Source organism: uncultured Marivita sp., assembly GCF_947488135.1.
Lineage (GTDB): Bacteria > Pseudomonadota > Alphaproteobacteria > Rhodobacterales > Rhodobacteraceae > Marivita.
The window spans coordinates 155,371-176,632 of sequence record NZ_CANKYW010000001.1; the positions used below are offsets into that span (position 1 = coordinate 155,371).

22 protein-coding genes and 1 tRNA gene are annotated in these 21,262 nt (G+C 62.8%); 7 read left to right on the top strand and 16 right to left on the bottom strand.

Going from position 1 to position 21,262, the window contains the following annotated elements; translation table 11 throughout:
• Positions 1 to 32: 32 nt before the first annotated feature.
• The 3 genes from Q1B16_RS00775 to Q1B16_RS00785 all read right to left on the bottom strand — a co-directional run bounded on the left by Q1B16_RS00775 (position 33) and on the right by Q1B16_RS00785 (position 837).
• Positions 33 to 341, bottom strand: coding sequence for a DUF4389 domain-containing protein (locus Q1B16_RS00775; protein WP_299783977.1), 309 nt, complete (start codon positions 339 to 341; stop codon positions 33 to 35).
• Positions 342 to 554: 213 nt separating this feature from the next.
• Complete coding sequence (gene ykgO / locus Q1B16_RS00780) at positions 555 to 680, bottom strand: type B 50S ribosomal protein L36 (RefSeq protein ID WP_008562923.1); 126 nt, start codon at positions 678 to 680, stop codon at positions 555 to 557.
• Between the two features lie 82 nt (positions 681 to 762).
• Positions 763 to 837: transfer RNA gene (locus Q1B16_RS00785), tRNA-Val, on the bottom strand.
• Positions 838 to 983: 146 nt separating this feature from the next.
• On the opposite strand from Q1B16_RS00785, the gene Q1B16_RS00790 reads away from it, so the two are divergent.
• Positions 984 to 1,847 (top strand): N-formylglutamate amidohydrolase, encoded by an 864-nt coding sequence (locus Q1B16_RS00790; protein ID WP_299783979.1) that lies wholly within the window; start codon positions 984 to 986, stop codon positions 1,845 to 1,847.
• A gap of 1 nt (position 1,848) precedes the next feature.
• Here Q1B16_RS00790 and lpxK read toward each other — a convergent pair whose 3' ends face one another.
• The 5 genes from lpxK to Q1B16_RS00815 all read right to left on the bottom strand — a co-directional run bounded on the left by lpxK (position 1,849) and on the right by Q1B16_RS00815 (position 5,738).
• Positions 1,849 to 2,841 (bottom strand): tetraacyldisaccharide 4'-kinase, encoded by a 993-nt coding sequence (lpxK, locus tag Q1B16_RS00795; RefSeq protein WP_299783980.1) that lies wholly within the window; start codon positions 2,839 to 2,841, stop codon positions 1,849 to 1,851.
• Positions 2,838 to 4,064, bottom strand: coding sequence for a glycosyltransferase N-terminal domain-containing protein (locus Q1B16_RS00800; RefSeq protein WP_299783982.1), 1,227 nt, complete (start codon positions 4,062 to 4,064; stop codon positions 2,838 to 2,840). The genes lpxK and Q1B16_RS00800 overlap by 4 nt, the downstream gene beginning before the upstream one ends.
• A 4-nt stretch (positions 4,065 to 4,068) precedes the next feature.
• The gene (locus tag Q1B16_RS00805; protein WP_299783984.1) at positions 4,069 to 4,305 is read right to left on the bottom strand and encodes a DUF4170 domain-containing protein; all 237 of its coding nucleotides are present in this window, start codon (positions 4,303 to 4,305) and stop codon (positions 4,069 to 4,071) included.
• Between the two features lie 63 nt (positions 4,306 to 4,368).
• Complete coding sequence (locus tag Q1B16_RS00810; RefSeq protein WP_299783986.1) at positions 4,369 to 4,989, bottom strand: enoyl-CoA hydratase/isomerase family protein; 621 nt, start codon at positions 4,987 to 4,989, stop codon at positions 4,369 to 4,371.
• Complete coding sequence (locus tag Q1B16_RS00815; RefSeq protein ID WP_299783988.1) at positions 4,986 to 5,738, bottom strand: SDR family oxidoreductase; 753 nt, start codon at positions 5,736 to 5,738, stop codon at positions 4,986 to 4,988. Before Q1B16_RS00815 ends, Q1B16_RS00810 begins: the two co-directional genes overlap by 4 nt.
• A 124-nt stretch (positions 5,739 to 5,862) precedes the next feature.
• Here Q1B16_RS00815 and Q1B16_RS00820 point away from each other — a divergent pair, with 124 nt between their 5' ends.
• A complete protein-coding gene (locus Q1B16_RS00820) occupies positions 5,863 to 7,392 on the top strand; it encodes a DUF2125 domain-containing protein (protein ID WP_299783989.1) in 1,530 nt (509 codons plus the stop codon).
• 130 nt (positions 7,393 to 7,522) lie between these two features.
• On the opposite strand, the gene Q1B16_RS00825 is transcribed toward Q1B16_RS00820, so the two are convergent.
• Positions 7,523 to 8,776: a UbiH/UbiF/VisC/COQ6 family ubiquinone biosynthesis hydroxylase gene (locus Q1B16_RS00825; protein ID WP_299783991.1), complete on the bottom strand. Its 1,254-nt coding sequence runs from the start codon at positions 8,774 to 8,776 to the stop codon at positions 7,523 to 7,525.
• 53 nt (positions 8,777 to 8,829) lie between these two features.
• On the opposite strand from Q1B16_RS00825, the gene Q1B16_RS00830 reads away from it, so the two are divergent.
• The 4 genes from Q1B16_RS00830 (at position 8,830) to Q1B16_RS00845 (ending at position 15,125) form a co-directional block, all read left to right on the top strand.
• The gene (locus Q1B16_RS00830) at positions 8,830 to 10,158 is read left to right on the top strand and encodes an amidase family protein (RefSeq protein ID WP_299783993.1); all 1,329 of its coding nucleotides are present in this window, start codon (positions 8,830 to 8,832) and stop codon (positions 10,156 to 10,158) included.
• A 110-nt stretch (positions 10,159 to 10,268) separates the two neighbouring features.
• On the top strand, positions 10,269 to 11,459 hold the full coding sequence (locus tag Q1B16_RS00835; RefSeq protein WP_299783995.1) for an aminotransferase class I/II-fold pyridoxal phosphate-dependent enzyme: 1,191 nt from the start codon (positions 10,269 to 10,271) through the stop codon (positions 11,457 to 11,459).
• An 11-nt stretch (positions 11,460 to 11,470) separates the two neighbouring features.
• Positions 11,471 to 14,422: a DNA translocase FtsK gene (locus tag Q1B16_RS00840; RefSeq protein ID WP_299783997.1), complete on the top strand. Its 2,952-nt coding sequence runs from the start codon at positions 11,471 to 11,473 to the stop codon at positions 14,420 to 14,422.
• 106 nt (positions 14,423 to 14,528) lie between these two features.
• Positions 14,529 to 15,125 (top strand): outer membrane lipoprotein carrier protein LolA, encoded by a 597-nt coding sequence (locus tag Q1B16_RS00845; protein ID WP_299783999.1) that lies wholly within the window; start codon positions 14,529 to 14,531, stop codon positions 15,123 to 15,125.
• Between the two features lie 38 nt (positions 15,126 to 15,163).
• On the opposite strand, the gene Q1B16_RS00850 is transcribed toward Q1B16_RS00845, so the two are convergent.
• Positions 15,164 to 15,835: a hypothetical protein gene (locus Q1B16_RS00850; protein ID WP_299784001.1), complete on the bottom strand. Its 672-nt coding sequence runs from the start codon at positions 15,833 to 15,835 to the stop codon at positions 15,164 to 15,166.
• Between the two features lie 228 nt (positions 15,836 to 16,063).
• Entirely contained in the window at positions 16,064 to 16,654 is a 591-nt protein-coding gene (locus Q1B16_RS00855; RefSeq protein ID WP_299784003.1) for a transglycosylase SLT domain-containing protein, read from the bottom strand.
• Positions 16,655 to 16,882: 228 nt separating this feature from the next.
• Between Q1B16_RS00855 and hspQ the strand changes: the two genes are divergently transcribed.
• Positions 16,883 to 17,209, top strand: a complete 327-nt coding sequence (gene hspQ / locus Q1B16_RS00860) for a heat shock protein HspQ (RefSeq protein WP_299784005.1) — start codon at positions 16,883 to 16,885, stop codon at positions 17,207 to 17,209.
• Positions 17,210 to 17,277: 68 nt separating this feature from the next.
• Here hspQ and Q1B16_RS00865 read toward each other — a convergent pair whose 3' ends face one another.
• The 5 genes from Q1B16_RS00865 to Q1B16_RS00885 all read right to left on the bottom strand — a co-directional run bounded on the left by Q1B16_RS00865 (position 17,278) and on the right by Q1B16_RS00885 (position 21,228).
• The gene (locus Q1B16_RS00865; RefSeq protein WP_299784007.1) at positions 17,278 to 18,303 is read right to left on the bottom strand and encodes an aminotransferase class I/II-fold pyridoxal phosphate-dependent enzyme; all 1,026 of its coding nucleotides are present in this window, start codon (positions 18,301 to 18,303) and stop codon (positions 17,278 to 17,280) included.
• Positions 18,303 to 18,776: a YcgN family cysteine cluster protein gene (locus Q1B16_RS00870; RefSeq protein WP_299784009.1), complete on the bottom strand. Its 474-nt coding sequence runs from the start codon at positions 18,774 to 18,776 to the stop codon at positions 18,303 to 18,305. Before Q1B16_RS00870 ends, Q1B16_RS00865 begins: the two co-directional genes overlap by 1 nt.
• On the bottom strand, positions 18,773 to 19,705 hold the full coding sequence (locus tag Q1B16_RS00875; RefSeq protein WP_299784011.1) for a bifunctional riboflavin kinase/FAD synthetase: 933 nt from the start codon (positions 19,703 to 19,705) through the stop codon (positions 18,773 to 18,775). Before Q1B16_RS00875 ends, Q1B16_RS00870 begins: the two co-directional genes overlap by 4 nt.
• A 102-nt stretch (positions 19,706 to 19,807) precedes the next feature.
• Complete coding sequence (locus tag Q1B16_RS00880; protein ID WP_292264551.1) at positions 19,808 to 20,251, bottom strand: MaoC family dehydratase; 444 nt, start codon at positions 20,249 to 20,251, stop codon at positions 19,808 to 19,810.
• A 104-nt stretch (positions 20,252 to 20,355) separates the two neighbouring features.
• On the bottom strand, positions 20,356 to 21,228 hold the full coding sequence (locus Q1B16_RS00885; protein WP_299784014.1) for a TIGR01459 family HAD-type hydrolase: 873 nt from the start codon (positions 21,226 to 21,228) through the stop codon (positions 20,356 to 20,358).
• Between the last annotated feature and the right edge of the window lie 34 nt (positions 21,229 to 21,262).

Consider the following 21,262-nt stretch of genomic DNA (forward strand, 5'->3'; position numbering starts at 1 on the left):
ATCACCGTCGCCCGACCCGGCGGCGGTGATCGTCAATCCAGTTCGGTCCAGGGCCAGGGCTTCACGTTGCTGGCAGCGGTCTGATACCGCGCGGCTTTGGCTATCCAGATGCCTAAATCGGTGCCGAACTCCGCCAGTCGTTCATTCGGCTGCTTGTTGTTCACCAGCATGATGACGAATTGCACGATGGTCATGACGCCCAGCACCGTTTGCGCGACGGAAATCATGATCGCGATGAGGATCATATATAGAAGCCGCTCAGGAAGGCCGTCGGCCTTGGCAGGCTCCATCTGTTCACCGTTCAGGCGCCCTGAAACCTTGTCTTCGTCATGGGATGACATCGCGGCGTCCTTCCGTGTCGCATGTGGTGCGTCAACTATAATACGTAATCAGCGCAAGTGCGAACGCGCATGATCTTCGGTTCGCCCGGAGGACTATTTTTTTGCCAGTCCGGTGCATGTCCCCGAAATCTCGGGATGAGAGGCCAGCGTCGTTCCGACAAACAAAAAAGCCGCCCCAAAGGACGGCTTTCTCGCAAAATCTGCGGGGTCCGCTTAGCCCTGACGGGCTTTGAACCGGCGCTGCGTCTTGTTGATGACGTAAACGCGGCCCTTACGGCGCACAACGCGGCAGTCGCGATGGCGGTTCTTCAGCGAACGAAGCGAGTTCTTGACCTTCATTGGGTCTCTCCTCTTATCGCGGCGCGCGAGCGCCTTGGTGGTTGCGGGTGCCCCGAGCCAAAGCCCGAGACGGCGAATTCAATGGTGGGCGATACAAGGTTCGAACTTGTGACCCCTTCGATGTCAACGAAGTGCTCTACCACTGAGCTAATCGCCCTTTGAGCCGTTACGATTCACACACCCCAAACAAAAGGGGCGCGTCAAGCCGCGCCGGTGGAGCGGTCTATAAAAGGAGTCGTAACGGGGATCAAGGGCTTTGGTCAGAGAAAAAATCAGTCTATGTATGGGACATAGGGAGAGCATATGCCCAAAGTCGCGTACCATCTCGTTCAGCCGGAAGCCCACACCTCGCGGGTGGTCTTCGCGTCGCCGCATTCGGGTCGCGACTACAGCTGGAATTTCATGCGGTACACGGCTCTGGACGAGGTGACAATCAGGTCGTCCGAGGATGCGTTTGTCGACCGGTTGTTCGATTGCGCCCCGCAATTCGGCGCCCCGTTCATCAAGGCAGGCGCCCCGCGCGCCTATATCGACCTGAATCGCTCTGCCGAGGAACTGGACCCTGCACTGATCGAAGGTGTCCGGCGTCAGACCCACAACCCCCGGATCGCGTCCGGGCTTGGGGTCGTCCCGCGTGTCGTGGCGAATGGCCGCCCGATCTATCGCGGCAAATTGCCTTTGGCCGAAGCGGAGCGCCGGATCACGCAATTCTGGCATCCTTACCACACCCAATTGCGCAAATTGATCCAGCAGGCCCACACGCGCTTCGGCGAGGCGATCCTGATCGATTGCCACTCGATGCCGCACGAGGCGCTGGACGGGGTCGCCAAATCAACCGCCCGCCGTCCGCAGATCGTCTTGGGCGACCGGTTCGGCGCATCGGCTAGCCAGACGGTCGTGGATCAGATCGAAGCGGCCTTTACAGATGCCGGGTTGGTCGTGGCGCGCAACACACCCTTTGCCGGCGCGTATATCACCCAAGCCTACGGCCGCCCCTCCCGCAATCAACACGCTGTGCAGATCGAGATCGACCGCTCGATCTACATGGACGAACGACAGGTGCGCCCGAACGCCAATTTCCACAACTTCCGCAAATTGCTCCGCAGCGTCATCGCCGAGATCGCGGCGACCGGACAGACGGACGAGATGCCGCTGGCGGCGGAGTGATCTAAGCGAACAGCTTTTGCAGCGCGTCTTTGAGTGGGGCGTCATCCGATAGGGTAAGGCGAACCGGCACGGTCAAAACTTTCATCCGATAGCTTTGCGGTAGACGCACCGCGTCTTTCTCGGTCGTCACAAGCTGGGCCCGCGCCGCCTGCGCGTCCTTTTCCAGCCGCGCAAGAAGGGCAGAGGTCAGCGGTTGGTGATCGTCCAGCGCCCGCGTTTCGACGAGGTCCGCCCCGAGGTCGCGGAGTGTGAGAAAGAACTTCTCTGGATGGCCGATCCCGGCGAAGGCCAGGCAGCGCAAGCCGTCCCAATCCATGCCAGTCTGCAACGGTGCAAGCTGGCCGGTCAAGTGGGGGATCGCTATCTCTGCGCCCCACTGATCCGCGAACCGCGCCTGCGCGTCGTCCGGACCGATGGACAGCACCAGGTCCGCGCGCGCCATCGCACGGGCCACCGGTTCGCGCAGGGGCCCCGCCGGGATACAGCGCCCGTTGCCGAAACCACGGGATGCATCGACCACGATCAGCGTGAAATCCTTGGCCAGCGCTGGGTTCTGTAACCCGTCATCCAGCAGGATCACCTCTGCACCCGCGTCGACCGCGGCCCGCGCGCCTGCCGCGCGATCTTTCGCCACCCAAACCGTTCCGAAGGCCGCGAGCAACAAGGGCTCGTCGCCCACATCCGACGCGCCGTGCCGACGTGGATCAACGCGGATCGGACCCTCCATTGACCCGCCATAGCCGCGCGACACGACATGCGCGGTCTTGCCCATATCCGCCAGCATCTGCATCAGTGCGATGACCGTCGGTGTCTTGCCCGTCCCGCCGGCATTCACATTGCCGACACAGATCACCGGAACCCCCACCCGGACCGGTGTCCCGGTGCGCAACCGACGTGCCGTCAGCGCGGCATAGATCGCGCCGAGCGGGCTGAGAAGCCGTGCGCGAAGGCCTGGTGCATCAGGCGGCGCGTCCCAGAAGGCGGGGGCCTTCACGGCGCACCCTCCATCGCATCCAGCCATTCGTTGATTTGCGTCAGCACCAGATCGACCGTTTCCGCACCCGCTGACACCACGTTCCACCCCGCATGCGCCATCGCCGCCGCGCGATCGGGGGCGATGAGATGCGAGACCGCGGCGCTCAAGGATTCCATGTCCTTCACGATCCTTCCAGCACCGGCCGCCACGAGCCGCGAATAGGCGTCGAGGTGACGCCCGACATGCGGGCCGTAAAGGATTGCGGATCCAAGGGCCGCTGCCATCATCGGCGATTGACCCCCGGTCTTGACCGCCAGCGATCCACCCAGAAAGCACAGCGGGGCGAGACGATACCAAAGCCCAAGTTCGGCATCGTCCGCCACAAGCAATACCTGCGTGTTTTCGTCTGGCATCTCGCCGTGCTCCCACCTGGCCAAGCGCAATCCGATGTCCTGGCATTGCTCGGCCATGAAGGGCTCGTCCTGCGGATCGGCAGGCACCACCACCAGCAGCAGGCGATGCGCCAGCCGGGCGGCGCGTCGGTGCGCGCGCAAAACCGCGTCGGCCTCGTCGCGCTGGATCAGAGCGCCCAGCCAGACAGGACGACCCGCCAGCGCATGGGTCATCTCTTCGTGCAGCCCATCGTGGCTCGACAGGGGAAACACCTCGGGTTCCAGCGGCGAGGCCACCTCGATCCGGTCCTCCAGAACACCCAATCGGCGCAGGCGGGTCGCGGCTTTGCGATCCTGGGCGAGGATGACATGAAAGAGGCTCAAGGCCCCGGCCGATGCGTCCGGCAGGAAACGCTTGGACGGTTGCCGCCATGTCGCGTCTGCCGCATCCACCAGCAAAAGATGCGCGCCCTGCTCGGCGGCCTCGTGGATCAACGCGGGCCGCAACCCGTTTCCCGCCCAGACAAGGATGTCGGGCCGCCAGTGATGCAGAAACCTGTGAACATCGCTCAGCGTTTCCGAAGGCGGTGCGCTGACGGGATGACCGTCCAGGTCGAAATTGTCGCTTTGGGTCGAATCGCAGGTCAGCAGAACCGAAAAATCATCGCGCTGCTGTTGCAGGCGTTTGACCAGCGTCAGAAGCGTCTCCAAGCGGGCGCGCGTGTCGCTGTGCAGCCAAAGTATCGGGCCTGCGGGACGATCCGGCCAAAGCGCTGCTTCGCCGACAAGCCGGTCCTGTCCCCGCGCCAGCGCCAGATAGGCGGTCAGACTGAAGGGCCTGCGCGGCAAGTGGTCAGTCCTGCGCTTCGGGGTCCGACGTGCTGGCCGCCATCAGTTGTTCGAGATCGCCCATGAAATAGCGCATGTGGGCATTGTCGACGGTCCGCTGCGCTTCGGTTTTCCATGCGTCATAAGCCGATTTGCGATCCGGGAAGATGCCGACGACATGGATGTTTTCGGGATCCTTGAAGACGTTTTCTGTGGGCGTCACCAGTTCTCCGCCAAAAACGATATGCAGATGCTGGGCCATGATGCGTTCCTTCTTTGCTGCGGTGCGGCCAACGTAAGAAGCCGCCATGTCGGGTCAAGGTGATTACGGCAAACTCTGCGCAATCAGCCCCTTGATGGCGCGCGCGTGCTCTGGTGTGGCGCCGCAGACATCGTGGGTCAGCTCGCGGGCGCGATCCATGAGGTGATCCGGGTCCGCGATCTCGTCGATCAGACCCCAGGTCAGGGCGTCGTCGGTCGGTATCTTCTGTCCCGCCATCAGGATCATCTTTGCCCGCGACGGACCGACAAGCGCAGACAAGCGCGCCGGGTCCGAGGGTTGCGGCAAAAAGCCAAGCTTCATCACCGGATAGAAGACCTTGGTGCCCGGCACCGCGATCCGCAGGTCGCAGGCCAGAACCATCCCCAACGCGCCCCCGGCGGCAGTCCCGTTGAGCGCGGTGATGGTCAGTCCGGAATGCCGTACGATGGCACCCGACAGCCGTTCCCATAGCGGGCTCAGGGCAAGCCCGGCCTTCGCCGCCTCAAGGTCGGCCCCGGCCGAAAACACCTTGCCCTGACCGGTCAGGATGATCGCCCGAGCGCCGCGCGCCTCCTCGACGCCGACACACAGCGCCTCGAGCATGTCGGCGGTCAGTGAATTGGCCTTGTCCGGGCGGTTTATGGTCAGGACACACAGCGTGCCGTCGTTTTCGACCTCGATCACAGCAGGCCGACCTCTTTGCGGATGTTCTCATCCCGCAACGAGATCTCTTCGCCCAGATAGGCGTCCGCATCGGTCCCGCACATCCAGAGCAACGCCTTGGCGGGCCAGTCGGCCGGAATGTGATCGGACCAATCCAGTTGGCTGACAGGGTTGATGCCGCTCGCCTTGATCTCGCGCTGCATCTGGGTGGCCACGGTGCCGGGTGACAGGCCCATCGCGCGGATGCTGTGATCCGCCATTTCCTTGTGCAGGCACATGGTCAGCATCGCCGCCCCGGCCTTGGATGCGCAGTAATGCGACCAGGCCTCGACCGGGCCATGCGCTGCGCCGGAACTGACGGTCAGGATGGTCCCGCCGCCAGCCGCCTGCATCACCGGCAATGCCGCGCGCATCCCGTGGAACACGCCCTTGAGATTGATGTCGATCACCTGACCCCAGCTTTCGGGGTCGGCCTCGTCCATGCGGGCGATGGGTTCGATTACGCCCGCATTGTTGATCAGGATGTCCAAACCGCCAAACGCGGTGACACAGTTTTCCACCGCCTGCGCCACTTCCCAGTAGCGGCTGATGTCGCAGGGAATGGCGACGGCGGTCTTGCCGATTTCGCCCGCAAGATCGGCGATGCTGTCGGCCGAGCGCGCCACAAGCGCGACATTGGCCCCCGCTTTGGCGAAAACCCGCGCAGCTTCGGCACCGATGCCGCGGCTGGCGCCTGTAATCAGCACAGTACGTCCGGTGAGATCGGTCATGCGATGGCCTCCCTAATTCGTTCACAGCAGTGCTACTTCGGACTGCGGGCGGGGTCCACCCACTTGACCCCCGGGGGCAGGAGGCAGAAGTTGGGAATGGCATTTTGTTTTGAAGGATACCGCCATGCGCCGCACCGCCCGTCTTACATCCTGTTCTGCGCTGGCCCTCTGGCTGGCGGCGGGACCCGCCCTGGCCGATCTGACCGCGCAGCAGGTCTGGGACGGTCTCGAATCCGCCATGCAAGGCTTTGGCTATTCGGTCAACGCCACGGAAACGCCAAGCGGCGATGGCCTGGATGTGACCGATGTCGTCCTGCAATTCACTGCGCCGGAAGAGAACACCACTTTCGCGGTCTCCATGTCCGAGATCGCGCTTGTCGAAAATGGCGACGGATCGGTGTCTATGACCTTCCCCGCCGCGATTCCGATCACCATCAACGCCGCTCCCGAAGATGAGGAGAGCGTGGATATGACGCTCGACTACGCCAATGACGGGCTCGAAGTGGTGGTGTCTGGCTCGCCCGGCAACATGACCTACATTTACAGCGCCAACCAGTTGGCGGTCACTTTGGCCGAACTTGTCGTCAATGGCGACCCGGTCGGTCGGGACGAGGCGCGCTTTGAATTTGTCCTGGATGACGTGTCCGGTACGACCACGACGATTGCCGTGCAGGACGACACCCAGATCACGCAGAACGTACAGGCAGCCACGGCCAGCTACGATGTTGCCTTCAACGATCCCGAAAGCGACGATGTCGCGCTGATTTCAGGGTCGATGGCGGCGCTTTATGTGTCGAGCGCCACCAACCTTCCCGAAGGGTTCGACCCCAACGATCCCGAAAGCCTGGCCTCGGGCGGGTTCTCGGCGAGCGGCGCTTTGGGGTATGAAGACGGCGCCATGCAGTTTTCGGCGGTCGAAAGCACCGGCACCACGACGGGCGAGACCGAAACCGGTTCGGTAAAGCTCGAGTTCGCGATGGACGGCAGCGCGCTGCGCTACGACGTGCAGGCCACTGACCAGAGCTTTGCCCTCGCGGGTCCGGAGCTGCCGGTGCCGGTCAACGTCAGCCTGTCGGAAAGCGCCTTCAACATCACGGCTCCGATCGCCAAGGCGGAAGAGCCGCAGGACATGGCCTTCGGTCTGACGTTCCGGGGCTTTGAGATGTCCGATCTTCTGTGGAACATGGTCGATCCGGGGGCCGCTTTGCCGCGTGATCCGGCGACCATCGTGCTCGATCTGACAGGACAGGTGACACCGTCCATCAACCTGTTCGATCCGACCGAAATGGCGCGCGTCGACGCCACCGGTCAGGCACCGGGCGAATTGAACGCGCTGACGCTCAACGACCTCACGATCGAGGCGGCTGGCGCCAAGCTGGGGGGCACCGGGTCGTTCACTTTCGACAACACCGATCTGGAAACCTTCGACGGCCTGCCGCGCCCCATCGGCAGCGTGAACCTCACGCTCGACGGCGCGAATGCGCTGATCGACAAGCTGATCGCGATGGGATTGCTCACCGATGAAGATGCGATGGGCGCGCGCATGATGATGAGCATGTTCGCTGTACCGGGGGAAGGCGAGGACAGCCTCAAATCCTCGCTCACGATCAACGAGCAGGGCCATGTGCTGGCGAACGGAATGCGGATTCAGTAATCGGTCATAATCGGGCCCGACCCGAGGGCCTCTGACCAACGGGATTACCGAAACACGCCCGGCAATGACGCCTCGCATTGCCTCGTCATCCTCGGGCTTGACCCGAGGACCTCATCACACCTGCTACACCTTACCCGGCCATCAAATCCGGCAGGTCGCCATTCAGCCCGGCCGCCTCGCGGATGAAGGTGCGGCGCGCCGACGGGATCGCGTTGATCGCGGCCATGCCCAGATCGCGTCCCGCACGCAGGATCGGATTGTCATTCGAAAACAGGCGGTTGAACACGTCCGTCGCGGTCAGCAGCGTCGCAGTATCGAACCGCCGCCATTGCTCGTACCGCGCCAGAACCAGCGGGCTGGCGAAGTCCTCACCGCGCCGCACCGCGTGGCCGATCACATGCGCCAGCGCCGCCACATCGCGCAGACCGGCGTTCAGACCTTGCCCCGCAATCGGATGCATCCCGTGCGCCGCGTCGCCTACCAGCGCCAGCCGGTCCGCGATGAAACGATTGGCCACCGTCAGACCCAGCGGATAGGTAAACCGCTCCCCGGCCATTGAAATCTCGCCAAGGAAATCACCGAAGCGTGGGCGCAGCACGGTCAGATAATCCTCTTCCGGCAGCGCGTTGATCTCTTCGGCCAGCCCTTTGCGTTCGCTCCAGACAATCGACGACCGATTGCCCGTCAGCGGCAGGATCGCCAATGGGCCCGCAGGCATGAAGAGCTGATGCGCCACACCGCCATGCGGCTTTTCATGCGCAATCGCACAGACCAAAGCGGTCTGGTTATACTCCCACGCGGTGCGCCGGATGCCCGCGCGCTGCCCCGTGCCGCTTTGTCGGCCATCCGCACCCACGATCAGCTTGCCCGACAGCACGTCGCCCGAAGCCAACGTCACCGTCGCCCCCGACGCAGTGACCGCCTGATCCACCACGGTCTCGCCCGCCAGATGTGTCACCAGCGGTTCCGCCGCCATCGCCTCAAGCAACGCGCGCCGCAGGTAGCGGTCTTCGAGCATGTGACCCATCGGGCCTTCCTCGATCTCGGCGCTGTTGAAATGCAGGCCCAGGAACACCTCGGCATCGCCCGCGCGCCCGTCGCTGACCTTGATCTCGTGCATCGGCTGCGCATTCGCCTTCAAACCGTCCCACAGCCCAAGCGCGGACAGCATCCGCACCGACGCCAGCGCCAGTGCGTAGGATCGCCCGTCGAAATTGTCGCTGCGCCGCGTGCCTTCGGGACGCGCGTCGATCACGGTGCTGCTCAGCCCGGATCGGGCGGCGGCGAGGGCGAGCATCGGGCCGTTCAACCCCCCGCCAACAATCAGAATATCGGATGTCTGGGTCATGCCTTGGGATATGCGCTGGCAGTCGGGATTGTCCATGCGCTTCTCTGCCGCTACCGTCGCGCAAACAGGCAGGGCAGGGGAGTGATGAGATGACCGACTGGCAGACAATGACGGCCGCCGATCTGGGGCGCGGCATCGCCAAGGGCGATATTGATCCGGTCGAGCTGACTCAATCCTTCCTCGATGCCATCGACGCGCACCCGTATCGCGACCGTATCTATGCCCGCGTCACACCCGATCGCGCGCTGGCCGAGGCGAAAGCCGCGCAAGAGCGCGCCCGCCTCAAGCTGCGCCGCTCGCCCCTGGACGGGGTCCCGGTCAGCTGGAAAGACCTTTTCGATACCGCAGGCACCGTGACCGAAGCGGGCTCGAAACTGCTCGAAGGGCGCACGCCCGACAGCGATGCCGAAGTGCTGCAAGCGGCCACACATCACGGGCTGGCCTGCTTGGGCAAGACGCATCTGAGCGAACTGGCTTTCTCGGGCCTTGGCCTGAACCCGAAAACCGCCACTTCGCCCAACATCCACAACCCCGACAACGCTCCGGGCGGGTCGTCTTCGGGTGCCGCAACCTCCGTCGCCTTCGGCCTTGCGCCAGCCGCCATCGGATCAGACACCGGCGGGTCGGTGCGTGTGCCTGCCGCGTGGAACGATCTGGTCGGTCTCAAGACCACGTCCGGCGTGCTCAGCCTCAAGGGCGCGGTCCCGCTTGCCGCGAAATTCGACACGGTGGGGCCGCTGTGCAAATCGGTCGAGGATGCCGCCCTTCTCTTTGCAGTGATGAAAGGGGAGGGGGCCATCGACCTCACCCCTACATCGCTCAAGGGCAAGCGGTTGGCCATCCTGACGACGACCGCGTTCGACGACATCCGCGAGGACCCGCGAAAGGGCTTCGATCACGCTGTGCAGCGATTCCGGGACGCCGGGGCCGAGATCGTGGACATCGCGATCCCCGAAGTCGAAACAGCGATGGCGCTGTCGGCAATTCTCTACAGTTCCGAGGCCTATGGAACGTGGAAAGACGTGATCGAAGCCAATCCTGATATCATGTTCGCCGAGATCCTGGCCCGGTTCCGTTCGGGCAAGGACTTCACAGCCGCCGATTATGTCGCCGCCTGGCAGACGCTCGAGCGCTGCCGCGCGATCTATGCCCAAGCCACGGCCTCGTTCGATGCGGTTCTCTGTCCGACCTGCCCGATCACCCCACCCAATGTGGAGCGGTTGATGACGGACAGCGCCTATTACGTCACAGAAAACCTGTTGACCTTGCGGAATACGCGGATCGGTAACCTGATGGGGCTTCCGGTGCTGACACTGCCCACTGGCACAGCATCTTGTGGCGTATCGCTCATGGCGAACCCGCGTGATGAACGGCGGCTCTTGCGGCTGGGTCTCGCTGCCGAAGCGGCACTGGCCTGAAAGCCACAACCGACTGATCTGTGCGCTCTTTTTCTGGACGCACAGGCCCCGCCTATGTAATTTGATTTCAAAGAGGGCGCGAACGACCCTCGTTCTGAGGCAGTATTGGCATGTTTCCCGAGCGGTTTTCGAACCTTCCGGCTTATGCGTTCCCGCGTCTGCGCGCCCTGTTGGACGTGCATGAACCGGGTGGGCCGGTGATTCACATGACCATCGGAGAACCGAAACACGCCTTTCCGGCCTGGATTTCCGACATTCTTGCGCAGAACATGGCCGGATTTAACAAATATCCGCCGAACGAAGGCACCCCCGAACTGCGCGTTGCGATCCGCGATTGGGTGCAGCAGCGCTACGGTCTTTCGCTCGATCCCGACACGCAGATCATGGCGCTGAACGGCACACGCGAGGGGCTGTATAACGTTGGCATGGCGCTTTGCCCCGAGACCAAGAACGGGGCAAAACCCATCGTTTTGATGCCGAACCCGTTTTACCAGGTTTACCTGATCTCGGCGATTTCCGTCGCGGCGGACCCCGTGTTCGTGAATGCCACCGAAGAGACCGGCCACCTGCCGGACTTCGCCGCGCTTCCCGAAGATGTGCTGAACCGCACCGCGCTGGCCTATATCTGTTCCCCCGCCAACCCACAGGGTGCTGTGGCCGATCGCGACTACTGGGAACGGCTGATTGCACTGGCCGAGAAACACGATTTCCAGATCCTCGCCGACGAGTGCTATTCCGAGATTTACCGCGACACGCCCCCCGTTGGAGCCTTGCAGGTGGCGCAAGAAATGGGCGCGGACCCCGAACGCGTGCTGATTTTCCACTCGCTCTCCAAACGGTCGAACCTGCCCGGGCTGCGGTCGGGCTTTGTCGCGGGCGGGCCTGAATCGATCCGGCGCATCCAGCAATTGCGCAACTATTCCGGCGCGCCGCTGCCCCTGCCGCTTCAGGCGGTGGCGGAAGCCGTCTGGCGCGACGAAGCGCATGTCGAAGAAAACCGCGCGCTTTACGCCCAGAAATACGCGCTCGCGGACCGGATCCTTGGCAACGTGCCGGGCTACCGGTCGCCGCAGGCGGGGTTCTTCCTGTGGCTTCCGGTCGAGAACGGGGAAGACGCGGCGTTGAAGCTGTGGACCGAAACCGGTGTTCGGGTGCTGCCCGGCGCGTACCTGTCGCAGGACACCGAGGCCGGAAATCCCGGCACGCACTATATCCGGGTCGCCATGGTGGCCCCAAAAGAAGAAACCGAACGTGGCCTGACGCAGATCAGGGACTGCCTTTATGGCAGCGAAGACCAATAAAGAGGCGAACGATGGCATATCAGGCGCGGGGGCGTGACCCCCTCTTTGACAGCAACATGCAAGCTGCGATCGAAAAGCGTGGCAAAGAGCTGGGTGGCTTTGTGCTCATGGCGCTGGGCGCGATGGCCGCGATGATGATCTACTCCTATTCGCCGCAAGACCCGAGCTGGCTGTCCGCCACGGATGCCCCCGTGCAGAACTGGCTGGGCCGCGCCGGAGCGTCGGTGGCCGCACCCTTATTCATGATCGTTGGCTGGGCGAGCTGGGGTCTGGCCATGGTTCTTCTGGTCTGGGGCGCCCGATTTGCCCTGCACCGCGGCGAAGAGCGCGCTGTCACCTGCCTGATCTTCGCGCCGATCTGGGTCGCTTTGGCCGCCGTCTATGCCGCCGGCGTGCCCGAAAGCACCGCATGGACACACAGCTTTGGTCTGGGCGGTCTCTTCGGCGACATGATGATGGGGTCGATCCTGACGATCCTGCCGCTTGGCACCACCTTCGCTCTCAAGCTGATGATGCTAATCCTCGGCGGTATCGTTCTTGTCATGGGCGCTTTCGTTCTGGGCTTCACCAAGGCCGAACTCCTGCGCATGGGCCGTTTCCTCGTGGTCGGGGTGATTATGGTCTACGCGACGCTCTTGTCCCTGCTGGGCAAGGGCGCGTCCGGAGCGCTCGTCGCCGCGCGCGAGATGCAGGCCAGAAACGCCGAGCGCCGCGCCCTTCGCGCGCAGGAAGAGGCCGAAGCCGCCGAATGGGCCGCCGCCCAGGAAGCCGTGAAAGCCGAACCGCGTGTGACCCGCGTGGCCCCCAAGGCACCGCCCGCGATCTACGCCGAAGACTCGATGTTCGACGATCCGGCACCAGCCCCCGCGCCGCAAAAGACCGGGTTCCTGTCCAAGATGCCGTCGCTCATGCGTCGCGCCGATCCCGAACCGGAACTGGTCGAAACCTTCCCGCATGGTGAATTGCCCGAAACGCTGCCCGGTGACGACCGTGTTCGTGCCAAGATCGCCGACGCCATCAAATCCCGCGTGCGCCAGAACCCGGCGGTGACGTCGGCCATTGCCGCACCGCTCACCAAGGGCCGGGGCCGCGGTCCCGATCCGCTGATCTTCAAACCGACCGCTGGCCTGCCGCCCGAGCCCCCCGTCACCGCGCGCGCAGCCGCGCCGCTGCGGGCAGAGCCGCCCGTCACCGCGCCGAAAAAGGTATACCAGCCGCAGCCGCAATTCACCGATGACCCCGAAGAAAACATCTTCGACGACATGACCGATTGGGATGATTACGGCGATGAGCCGCAGGCCTACACACCTGTGCCGCCGGCACCTGCCTCCGTCCCGCAGCCCGAGGCCAAAAAGGTCGTGCAACAACCCCAGCGCAAGCCGCTCCAGCCGTCCAAACGCGCGCAGGAAGAGGCCCAGCCGCGCCTGCAATTCGAAGAGAAAGAGGTCGATTACGACCTGCCGCCGCTTGGGCTGCTGATGGACCCGGCGAATATCGAACGCCACCACCTGAGCGACGAGGCGCTAGAGGAAAACGCCCGCATGCTCGAAGCGGTGCTCGACGATTACGGCGTGAAGGGCGAGATCGTGAGCGTCCGCCCCGGTCCTGTCGTCACCATGTACGAACTCGAACCCGCGCCGGGCCTCAAGGCGTCCCGCGTGATCGGTCTGGCCGATGACATCGCCCGCTCCATGTCCGCGCTCTCTGCCCGGGTCTCCACGGTGCCGGGGCGCAGCGTGATCGGGATCGAACTCCCGAATGAGAACCGCGAGATGGTCAGCTTCCGCGAGATCCTGTCGACCCGTGACTACGGCGACGGCACGCAGAAACTGCCGCTCGCGCTGGGCAAGGACATCGGCGGCGACCCCGTGGTCGCCAACCTCGCCAAGATGCCCCATTTGCTGATCGCCGGAACCACCGGCTCGGGTAAATCCGTCGCGATCAACACGATGATCTTGTCGCTGCTCTACAAGCTGACGCCTGCCGATCTGCGCCTCGTGATGATCGACCCCAAGATGCTGGAACTCAGCGTCTATGACGGCATCCCGCATCTCCTCAGCCCGGTTGTCACTGACCCCAAGAAAGCGGTCGTGGCCCTGAAATGGGTCGTGGGCGAGATGGAAGACCGCTATCGCAAGATGTCCAAGATGGGCGTGCGCAACATCGACGGCTACAACAGCCGCGTTGCCGATGCGCTCAGCAAGAACGAAATGTTCGAACGCACCGTTCAGACCGGCTTTGACGACGAAACCGGCGAACCGATCTTCGAGACCGAGGAAATCCAGCCCGTCAAGATGCCCTACATAGTGGTTATCGTCGACGAAATGGCCGACCTGATGATGGTCGCGGGTAAGGAAATCGAAGCCTGCATTCAGCGCCTTGCGCAGATGGCCCGTGCGAGCGGTATTCACCTCATCATGGCCACGCAACGCCCGTCTGTCGACGTCATCACCGGCACGATCAAGGCCAACTTCCCCACGCGGATCAGCTTCCAAGTGACGTCGAAAATCGACAGCCGCACGATTCTCGGCGAAATGGGGGCCGAGCAACTGCTGGGGCAGGGCGACATGCTCTACATGGCGGGTGGCGCCAAGATCACCCGCTGCCACGGTCCGTTCGTGTCCGATGAAGAGGTCGAGGAAATCGTCACTCACCTCAAGGCCTTCGGCCCGCCCGAATATGTCAGCGGTGTGGTGCAAGGCCCCGAAGAAGACAAGGCGGACAACATCGACGCCGTTCTGGGCCTGAACACCGGCGGCAACACCGACGGCGAGGACGCGCTTTACGATCAGGCCGTCGCCATTGTCATCCGCGACCGCAAGTGCTCCACCTCCTACATCCAGCGCAAACTGGCGATCGGCTATAACAAGGCCGCGCGCCTTGTTGAGCAGATGGAAGACGAAGGCGTCGTGTCCGCGGCCAACCACGTCGGCAAACGCGAAATTCTGGTGCCAGAGCAGTAAATTCCTGCCGATCCAGTCACAAAAACGGGCGCTGCTATCGCATATCAGCGCCCGTTTCGCCATATAGAGGTCAATGAGTTCCCGAGCAGACAGGACCCAAGACCCTATGCGACTTCGTTTACTTGCCCTGATGGCCGCCCTGACATGGATGTGGGCCATCCCCGCACAGGCCCAGCAGCTTTCGCTGAACACGCTGTCGAACTACCTCAATCAGCTTACCAGCGCCGAGGCCAGTTTCACCCAGATCAACGCCGATGGCACCATCTCGACGGGAACGCTCTATATGCGTCGCCCCGGCAAGGTGCGCTTTGAATACAACCCGCCGGAACAGGCGCTTGTCATGGCGAACAACGGCGCCGTGGTGGTCTTCGACAAAAAGCTGGGCGGAGAGCCCGAGACCTACCCGCTCGACCGCACACCGCTCGGCCTGATCCTCGCCCGCAATGTGGACCTGTCCCGCGCCAACATGGTCGTCAATCACGGCTATGACGGCACCGCGACCACCGTGACAGCCCAGGATCCCGAACATCCTGAATATGGCAGCATCCAACTCAAGTTCACCGACAACCCGGTCGAGCTGCGCCAGTGGGTCATCACCGACGATGGCGGCGGGCAAACCACCGTGGTTCTAGGCGCGCTCGAACGCAAACAACTCGCCAATCGCCTCTTCAACATCGAAATGGAACGCCGCGCGAGCCGGTAGCCTTCTGGTCCCGGGCGCGCCAAGGCGCGCCTCGGGCCTCAAAGTGCCGCCGTCCGGGTCCCGCGCAGAACCTCCACGTCGGTCACCAAAATGATCTCGCAGCCACCCACGATGGAGCCGTCGTCGCGCCGCGTAGACGAGCGCCAGGGTGAAATCCGGTTGCCGGTCACGACCACCAGATACCCGCGGATCCGCACATGCGCTCCGACATCGATCGCCATGAGCGCATCGTTCACCGCCTGGTTCGCCGGGATCAGGTGATTGTTGGTGACCTGATCCTTCCAGTTCGCCGGCATTTCGGCGTCTGATGTCCGGGAAAACCAGATGGCTCTGGGCGCTGTTCTGAACTCGATGCCATCGACACCACCGGGCTCGGCCAGATCGCCCCAGACAATGCCCAGATCCAGAGGCGAAATCGCGCTTGTTCGATCATGACGAAACTCGCGACGCGTCACGACACGTCCTTCCAGCACATAGCTGGTCAAGAGCTTGGCCTCGAACCCGTCGCCCAGTGCGACCCGCGTTGCCGCCACCCGCTCTTGCGCGGGCGATCCGTCCGGCATTGCTCTTGGCGGCACGGGCGGAAGCCGCGCGCTCTCGACCGCAGTCGCCAACTCGGCCCGCGGCGCAAGCTGTTCGGCGGTCAGGTTGAAGAACCACGCCCCTATGAAGACGGCGAACAGGGCGATCTTGGTTGACTCATCGAACATCCCGAGCGCTTTCCTGCGAAAATTCGTACGGAAAGGCTGATAACAACTCAAAGTGGCAGGAATTTGCCCTGTCAGATGCGTAGCGTGACGCTTTATGGCGAGTGCGGCCGCCACGACCTTGTCATGTACTCGCGTAATGGCGAAACCGCTTAAACCTTAACAAATCCTTAAAGGGTCAGCAGGACTCACCCAATGTTTCGCGCGCGAAACATTGGGGCCGGTTCGGACCTAACTGCGCACAGGACAGCTTGCCAGTTGCCCTTGATACATAAAGGCCCGTGCCGCGATTTCGTCGGAGACGCGCAAGAGCCATGCCTTGCTGTTATAGGATCCACGCGAAAACCCGGTGCGGCCCTCGTGGTAGGCGAGGTACTGGTTGCGCGCGTCGGCGAGGGAGATCCCGAGGCGGCGGTTCGATTCCGCCATGTACCAGCCCATGAAATCGGCCGCGTCGTTGATGTCGTTGCGTTTCGCGCGGAACTTGCGTTGGTCCTGCACGTACTCGTCCCACGTCCCGTTGAGCGCCTGGCTATAGCCGTAGGCCGAGCTTTGGCGCCCCATCGGGATCACGCCCAGCGTGTAGCGGAACGGCGTGCGGGCGTCCGACTTGAACTTGCTCTCCTGGTACATCGCGGCCATCTGCACGTGCACGGGCACCCCCCACTTGCGCTCCGCCGCGCGGAAGGCGCGCAGATATCCGGGGCGCTGTTGCAGGATGGAACAGGCATTATCGAGGTTACGGGGCGCCGATGTGCCGCCGCCGCCTCCGCATGAGGCGGCCAGCAAAACAATCACCAAGGCGCGAAAGAATCTGCTCATGGGCCTCTCGCTTTACGGTCGAAGACGGTTGCTCCGTCTTTCGGGTTGATTGCAGTCTACCGCAAAGCCGCCGTGGGGGAAATCACAATTGCTCGGGGCGGCAAGCCCTTGCCAAGAAACAAAAAAGCCTTGTGTCGATCCACTGCACAGACTGTTTCCCAGAAATTGGACGCTGGAATTGGACAATTTGTCGAAAATCAGGCAGGTATGTGGCAACGGATAGGACTCATGATCAGACAACGCGCAAAATACAACATCGGCCAGGTCGTACGGCATCGCAGGCACCCGTTTCGGGGCGTGGTGTTCGATGTGGACCCGGAATTCAACAATACCGAGGAATGGTACGAAGCTATCCCCGAGGACAGTCGGCCCGCCAAAAAGCAGCCATTTTACCATCTCCTCGCGGAAAACGACCAAAGCTTCTACGTCGCCTATGTGTCTGAACAGAACCTGATCGCCGATTACTCCGGTGAGCCTGTCGAGCATCCCGATGTGCCGGATCTGTTCGGCGCGTTCGAAGATGGCAGCTACGAGCTGCAATTCCAGTACAACTGACCCCCATCTCTCTTAGTTTGCCACGATACCGTAATCAGTCAGGGCTCCTCCTCGGGAGCCCTTTTTTCTTACCCATTGTTTAGCAGCGAAACGAAGCGGTCGATCTCTTCGTCAGGCATCGACCAGTCGCACACGAAACGCCCGCGCGGTGTGTCGGACCCGGACACATGGTAGACAGCACCATGCTCTTTCAGCCGCGCGTGCAAAGCGGCGGGCGCGTCGAAGAAAATCATGTTCGCGGTCACATCGTTGACGATGGTGACGTCCGGATGATCCTTCATCCCGGCATGTAGCCGCGCTGCCTTGGCATTCGCGCGCTGCGCCAGATCGCGCCACATGTCATCCCGAAGATAGGCCGCCATCTGCGCCGACAGGTAGCGATGCTTTGAAAACAGATGCCCACCGCGCTTGCGGCGCAGCTCGAATTCCCAGGCTTTCGCCGGGTCGAAAAACACCACCGCTTCGACGCCCATCAATCCGTTCTTGGTGCCGCCGAACACCGCAACATCCACGCCCAGCTTCCACGTCATCTCGGCCGGGGTACAACCCAGAGCGACCACCGCATTGGCAAAGCGCGCGCCGTCCAGATGCACGGGCAGATCGTAGGACTTGGCCACGTCACACAGCGCCTTCAAGTCGTTCAGGGTGTAGACGTTGCCCATCTCGGTCACTTGCGTGATCGACACAGCCCCGCGGCGGGGGCCGTGCACACCGCGATTGCCCTGGCTTTCGATGGCGCGGGTCAGGGCCTCGGGTGTCATCCGGTCGGAGCCTTCCACAAGGGTCAGCTTGGCACCGCCGGTGTAGAATTCGGGCGCGTTGCACTCGTCCTCTTCGATATGCGCCATAGGCGTACAGAACACCGTGTCGAACGGCTCTACCAACGTGGCAAGCGCCAAGGCGTTCGCCGCCGTTCCCGTTGCGGCAAGGTAGACTGCGGCCTCGGGGGCCTCGAACAGATCGCGGATGCGCTGGCGCACCTCGTCCATCAGGGGATCGGCGCCATAGCCCATCGTGTAGCCCTGATTGGCCTCGGCCAGGACATCCAGAACCGCCTGCGGGACTGGCCCGCTGTTGTCGGAGGCGAAAAACATCAGGTTGGCTCCTCGATGATGTGATCTTCCCAATCGTCCTCGTCGACCTCGAACTCGGCCACGGTGGCGTTTCGCATCGAAACACCGGCATCGTGAACCGACTCCGGCGTGCCCGAGATCAACGGATGCCAGTCGTAAAGCGGCTTGCCTTCCCAGAGCAGGCGGTAGGCGCAGGTGCGCGGCATCCAGTAGGCGTGTGTGTCGATATTGGACGGCTTGAGGACAATGCATTCCGGCACGAACTGGTGCCGGATCTCGTATTGCGCGCAGCGGCAGGTGCTGTCGTCGAAGAGGCGGCACGCGACGCGGGTCAGCTCGACATGGCCGGTCTCTTCGTCCTCAAGCTTGTTCAGGCAGCACTTGCCGCAGCCGTCGCAAAGCGCTTCCCATTCCTGCGGGTTGAGGTCGGTCAGCGCTTTGCGTTCCCAGAACCGGGGGGCAAGGCCGGTGCGGTCGATCGGGTCGCGGCTCATGGCGCGGTCAGGATCCGGCGCGCGCGGGCGCAGTCGGCCTCCATCTGGGTGATGAGTGCCTGAAGGCTGTCGAATTTTTCTTCCGGGCGCAGGAATTCGACCAGTGCGACCGAGACCGTGGCGCCGTACAGATCGCCGGTGAAGTCGAAGAGGAAGGTTTCCAGGTTGGCGCGATTTTCGCCGAACATCGGGCGCACCCCGATGGAGGACGCGCCTTGGTAGGACCCGGCATGCGGCCCGTCGAGCACATCGACCAGCACCGCATAAACACCGAATTTCGGCGGGTGCAGCCCGTCGATGGACATATTGGCCGTCGGATAGCCCAGTTCCCGGCCGCGCTGTTCGCCGCTGATAACCGTGCCCTCGATGCGATGCCAGTGGCCCAGCATCTCGGCGGCACGGCGCGGCGCGCCATCGGTCAGCGCATCGCGGATCGCGGTGGAGGACACGGCACCTGACGGCGAGGTGATGAGGTCGGCCACAGTGACGCCGAAGCCCATCTCGGCACCGAAGGTCCGAAGGTCATCGACCGTCCCTGCGCGGCCTTTGCCGAAACAGAAATCCGCGCCCACGACCACATGGCGCAGGCCAAGCCCGCCAGCGATCACGTTCGCAGCGAACGCCTTGGGTGTCAGCTCGGCCAGTTGCGTGTTGAACTTGAGCTCGTACAGCACATCGACCCCGAGCTTTTTCAGCCGCGTTGCGCGGGCCTTGGCGTTCATCAACCGAAAGGGCGGGGCGTCGGGGGCGAAGTATTCGCGCGGGTGCGGCTCGAACGTGAGAACACCCAGCGGCGCGTCGGGCACGGCATCGCGTGCGAGTTTGATCACCGCCTGATGGCCGTGATGCACGCCGTCGAAATTGCCGATGGCAACCGTAGCCCCCCTGTCGCCATCCGCGACGAATTGATAATCCCGCACGATTTTCATGGGCAGAGGACTAGCCGGGCGCTGCGGCCAGTGCAATGGCGCAGGATGCTTTCCGGTGACGGAAAGCGGGAACGCGTTGACGCGTTCTTGCCCGTGGCAGGGTCAGTCGAACTTGCGGGACGGGGCGAGCACCTTTGCCTCGCCGATCAGGACCTTTTTGCCATCGACCGAGCAATGACAATCGAGCGTCACGCGACGTTTTGCGATGTCGATATCGACGACCTTGACCTCGGCATAGACAACGTCGCCGGGGCGCACGGGGGCAAGGAACTTGAGCGTCTGGCCCATGTAGACCGTGCCATGACCGGGGAGCTGTTCGCCGATGACCGCAGAGATCAGACCGGCAGTCAGCATCCCGTGGGCGATGCGGCCCTCGAAGATCGTGTCCTGTGCGTAATCGTCATCAAGGTGCACCGGGTTCCGGTCGGTGGAGATTTGCGCGAACATCTCGATATCCTGATCTGTCACCTGTTTGCGCAGGTGGCGGGACATTCCCATCTCGATGTCTTCGATGCAGATCGTTCCGCGTGGCAGATTGTCCAACATTTCGCACTCCACTTTTCGGCGGCTAGGTAATAATCGACCAAGTTATACGCCTAAACTGGCAACTTTATTACTTTGCAGCCGCAGAAAAGCAAGAGAAATCTGCGTCAGCGAAGCTGTCCGATCGTATAGGTTGGAGAGGCGTTTTCCTTTTGAAGGTAAGCCTTTAGCGCCTCCGGGTCGGGTTGGTGCGACGTTTTTGTCTCGGATGCGGCCAGCCCGCCCGAGATGAAGAGGGAATCGATATCCTCGCCCATGGCGCCGGCAATATCTGTGTGGATGCCGTCGCCTATGGCCAGGATGCCGGTCGGGTCGACATCCACACCCAGCGCGGCAATGCGCCGGCGGGCCAGATCGTAAATCGGCGGGTGCGGCTTGCCGAAATAGAGGCTCTCTCCGCCCATCTCGGTATAGAGCGCGGCCAGCGCGCCTGCGCACCATTCGCGCGTGTCGCCGCGATCCACGACGATGTCGGGGTTGGCGCAAAGCAGTTTGAGGCCCTTTTGCTTGGCATAGAGGAATTGGGGCCGGTTCACCGACGGGTCGGCATGCGGGTCGAACGGACCACAACAAACGATCCCTTCGGCGTCTTCGAGTTCGACACGCTGGATATCCACCGGATTGTCGATCAGCTCCATCGGTTCGAAAAAGCTTTCGTCAATGGGTTGCCCCATGAACCAGACCTTTTCGCCCACCGCGCCACGGAACATCGCCGCGCGGGCGCTGTCGCCGCTGGTGGCGATGCTGTCGTAGCAGTCACTCGGCACGTTGAGGCGGTCAAGCTGCTTGGCCACCTCGTGGCGCGACCGGGGCGCGTTGGTGAGCAGGACCACGGTGCCGCCGCCCTTCTTGAACCCGCGCAGCGCCGCGACTGCCTCTTCATGCGCGGTGACCCCGTTGTGGACGCAGCCCCAGAGATCGACCAGCAGCACGTCGTAACGGTTGGCGATGTCGGCGAGGGAGGAGATGATCTGGGTCATGGGTCTATCTTTCAGGGCAGGTGCTGGGTCAGGT

What these genes read in the sequence shown, in the direction of transcription:
- Q1B16_RS00775 (WP_299783977.1), bottom strand. Translation starts at nt 341, where the DNA reads ATGTCATCCCATGACGAAGACAAGGTTTCAGGGCGCCTGAACGGTGAA.
- ykgO (WP_008562923.1), bottom strand. Translation starts at nt 680, where the DNA reads ATGAAGGTCAAGAACTCGCTTCGTTCGCTGAAGAACCGCCATCGCGAC.
- Q1B16_RS00790 (WP_299783979.1), top strand. Translation starts at nt 984, where the DNA reads ATGCCCAAAGTCGCGTACCATCTCGTTCAGCCGGAAGCCCACACCTCG.
- Q1B16_RS00805 (WP_299783984.1), bottom strand. Translation starts at nt 4,305, where the DNA reads ATGGCCCAGCATCTGCATATCGTTTTTGGCGGAGAACTGGTGACGCCC.
- Q1B16_RS00815 (WP_299783988.1), bottom strand. Translation starts at nt 5,738, where the DNA reads ATGACCGATCTCACCGGACGTACTGTGCTGATTACAGGCGCCAGCCGC.
- Q1B16_RS00820 (WP_299783989.1), top strand. Translation starts at nt 5,863, where the DNA reads ATGCGCCGCACCGCCCGTCTTACATCCTGTTCTGCGCTGGCCCTCTGG.
- Q1B16_RS00825 (WP_299783991.1), bottom strand. Translation starts at nt 8,776, where the DNA reads ATGGACAATCCCGACTGCCAGCGCATATCCCAAGGCATGACCCAGACA.
- Q1B16_RS00830 (WP_299783993.1), top strand. Translation starts at nt 8,830, where the DNA reads ATGACCGACTGGCAGACAATGACGGCCGCCGATCTGGGGCGCGGCATC.
- Q1B16_RS00835 (WP_299783995.1), top strand. Translation starts at nt 10,269, where the DNA reads ATGTTTCCCGAGCGGTTTTCGAACCTTCCGGCTTATGCGTTCCCGCGT.
- Q1B16_RS00840 (WP_299783997.1), top strand. Translation starts at nt 11,471, where the DNA reads ATGGCATATCAGGCGCGGGGGCGTGACCCCCTCTTTGACAGCAACATG.
- Q1B16_RS00845 (WP_299783999.1), top strand. Translation starts at nt 14,529, where the DNA reads ATGCGACTTCGTTTACTTGCCCTGATGGCCGCCCTGACATGGATGTGG.
- Q1B16_RS00850 (WP_299784001.1), bottom strand. Translation starts at nt 15,835, where the DNA reads ATGTTCGATGAGTCAACCAAGATCGCCCTGTTCGCCGTCTTCATAGGG.
- Q1B16_RS00855 (WP_299784003.1), bottom strand. Translation starts at nt 16,654, where the DNA reads ATGAGCAGATTCTTTCGCGCCTTGGTGATTGTTTTGCTGGCCGCCTCA.
- hspQ (WP_299784005.1), top strand. Translation starts at nt 16,883, where the DNA reads ATGATCAGACAACGCGCAAAATACAACATCGGCCAGGTCGTACGGCAT.
- Q1B16_RS00865 (WP_299784007.1), bottom strand. Translation starts at nt 18,303, where the DNA reads ATGTTTTTCGCCTCCGACAACAGCGGGCCAGTCCCGCAGGCGGTTCTG.
- Q1B16_RS00870 (WP_299784009.1), bottom strand. Translation starts at nt 18,776, where the DNA reads ATGAGCCGCGACCCGATCGACCGCACCGGCCTTGCCCCCCGGTTCTGG.
- Q1B16_RS00875 (WP_299784011.1), bottom strand. Translation starts at nt 19,705, where the DNA reads ATGAAAATCGTGCGGGATTATCAATTCGTCGCGGATGGCGACAGGGGG.
- Q1B16_RS00880 (WP_292264551.1), bottom strand. Translation starts at nt 20,251, where the DNA reads ATGTTGGACAATCTGCCACGCGGAACGATCTGCATCGAAGACATCGAG.
- Q1B16_RS00885 (WP_299784014.1), bottom strand. Translation starts at nt 21,228, where the DNA reads ATGACCCAGATCATCTCCTCCCTCGCCGACATCGCCAACCGTTACGAC.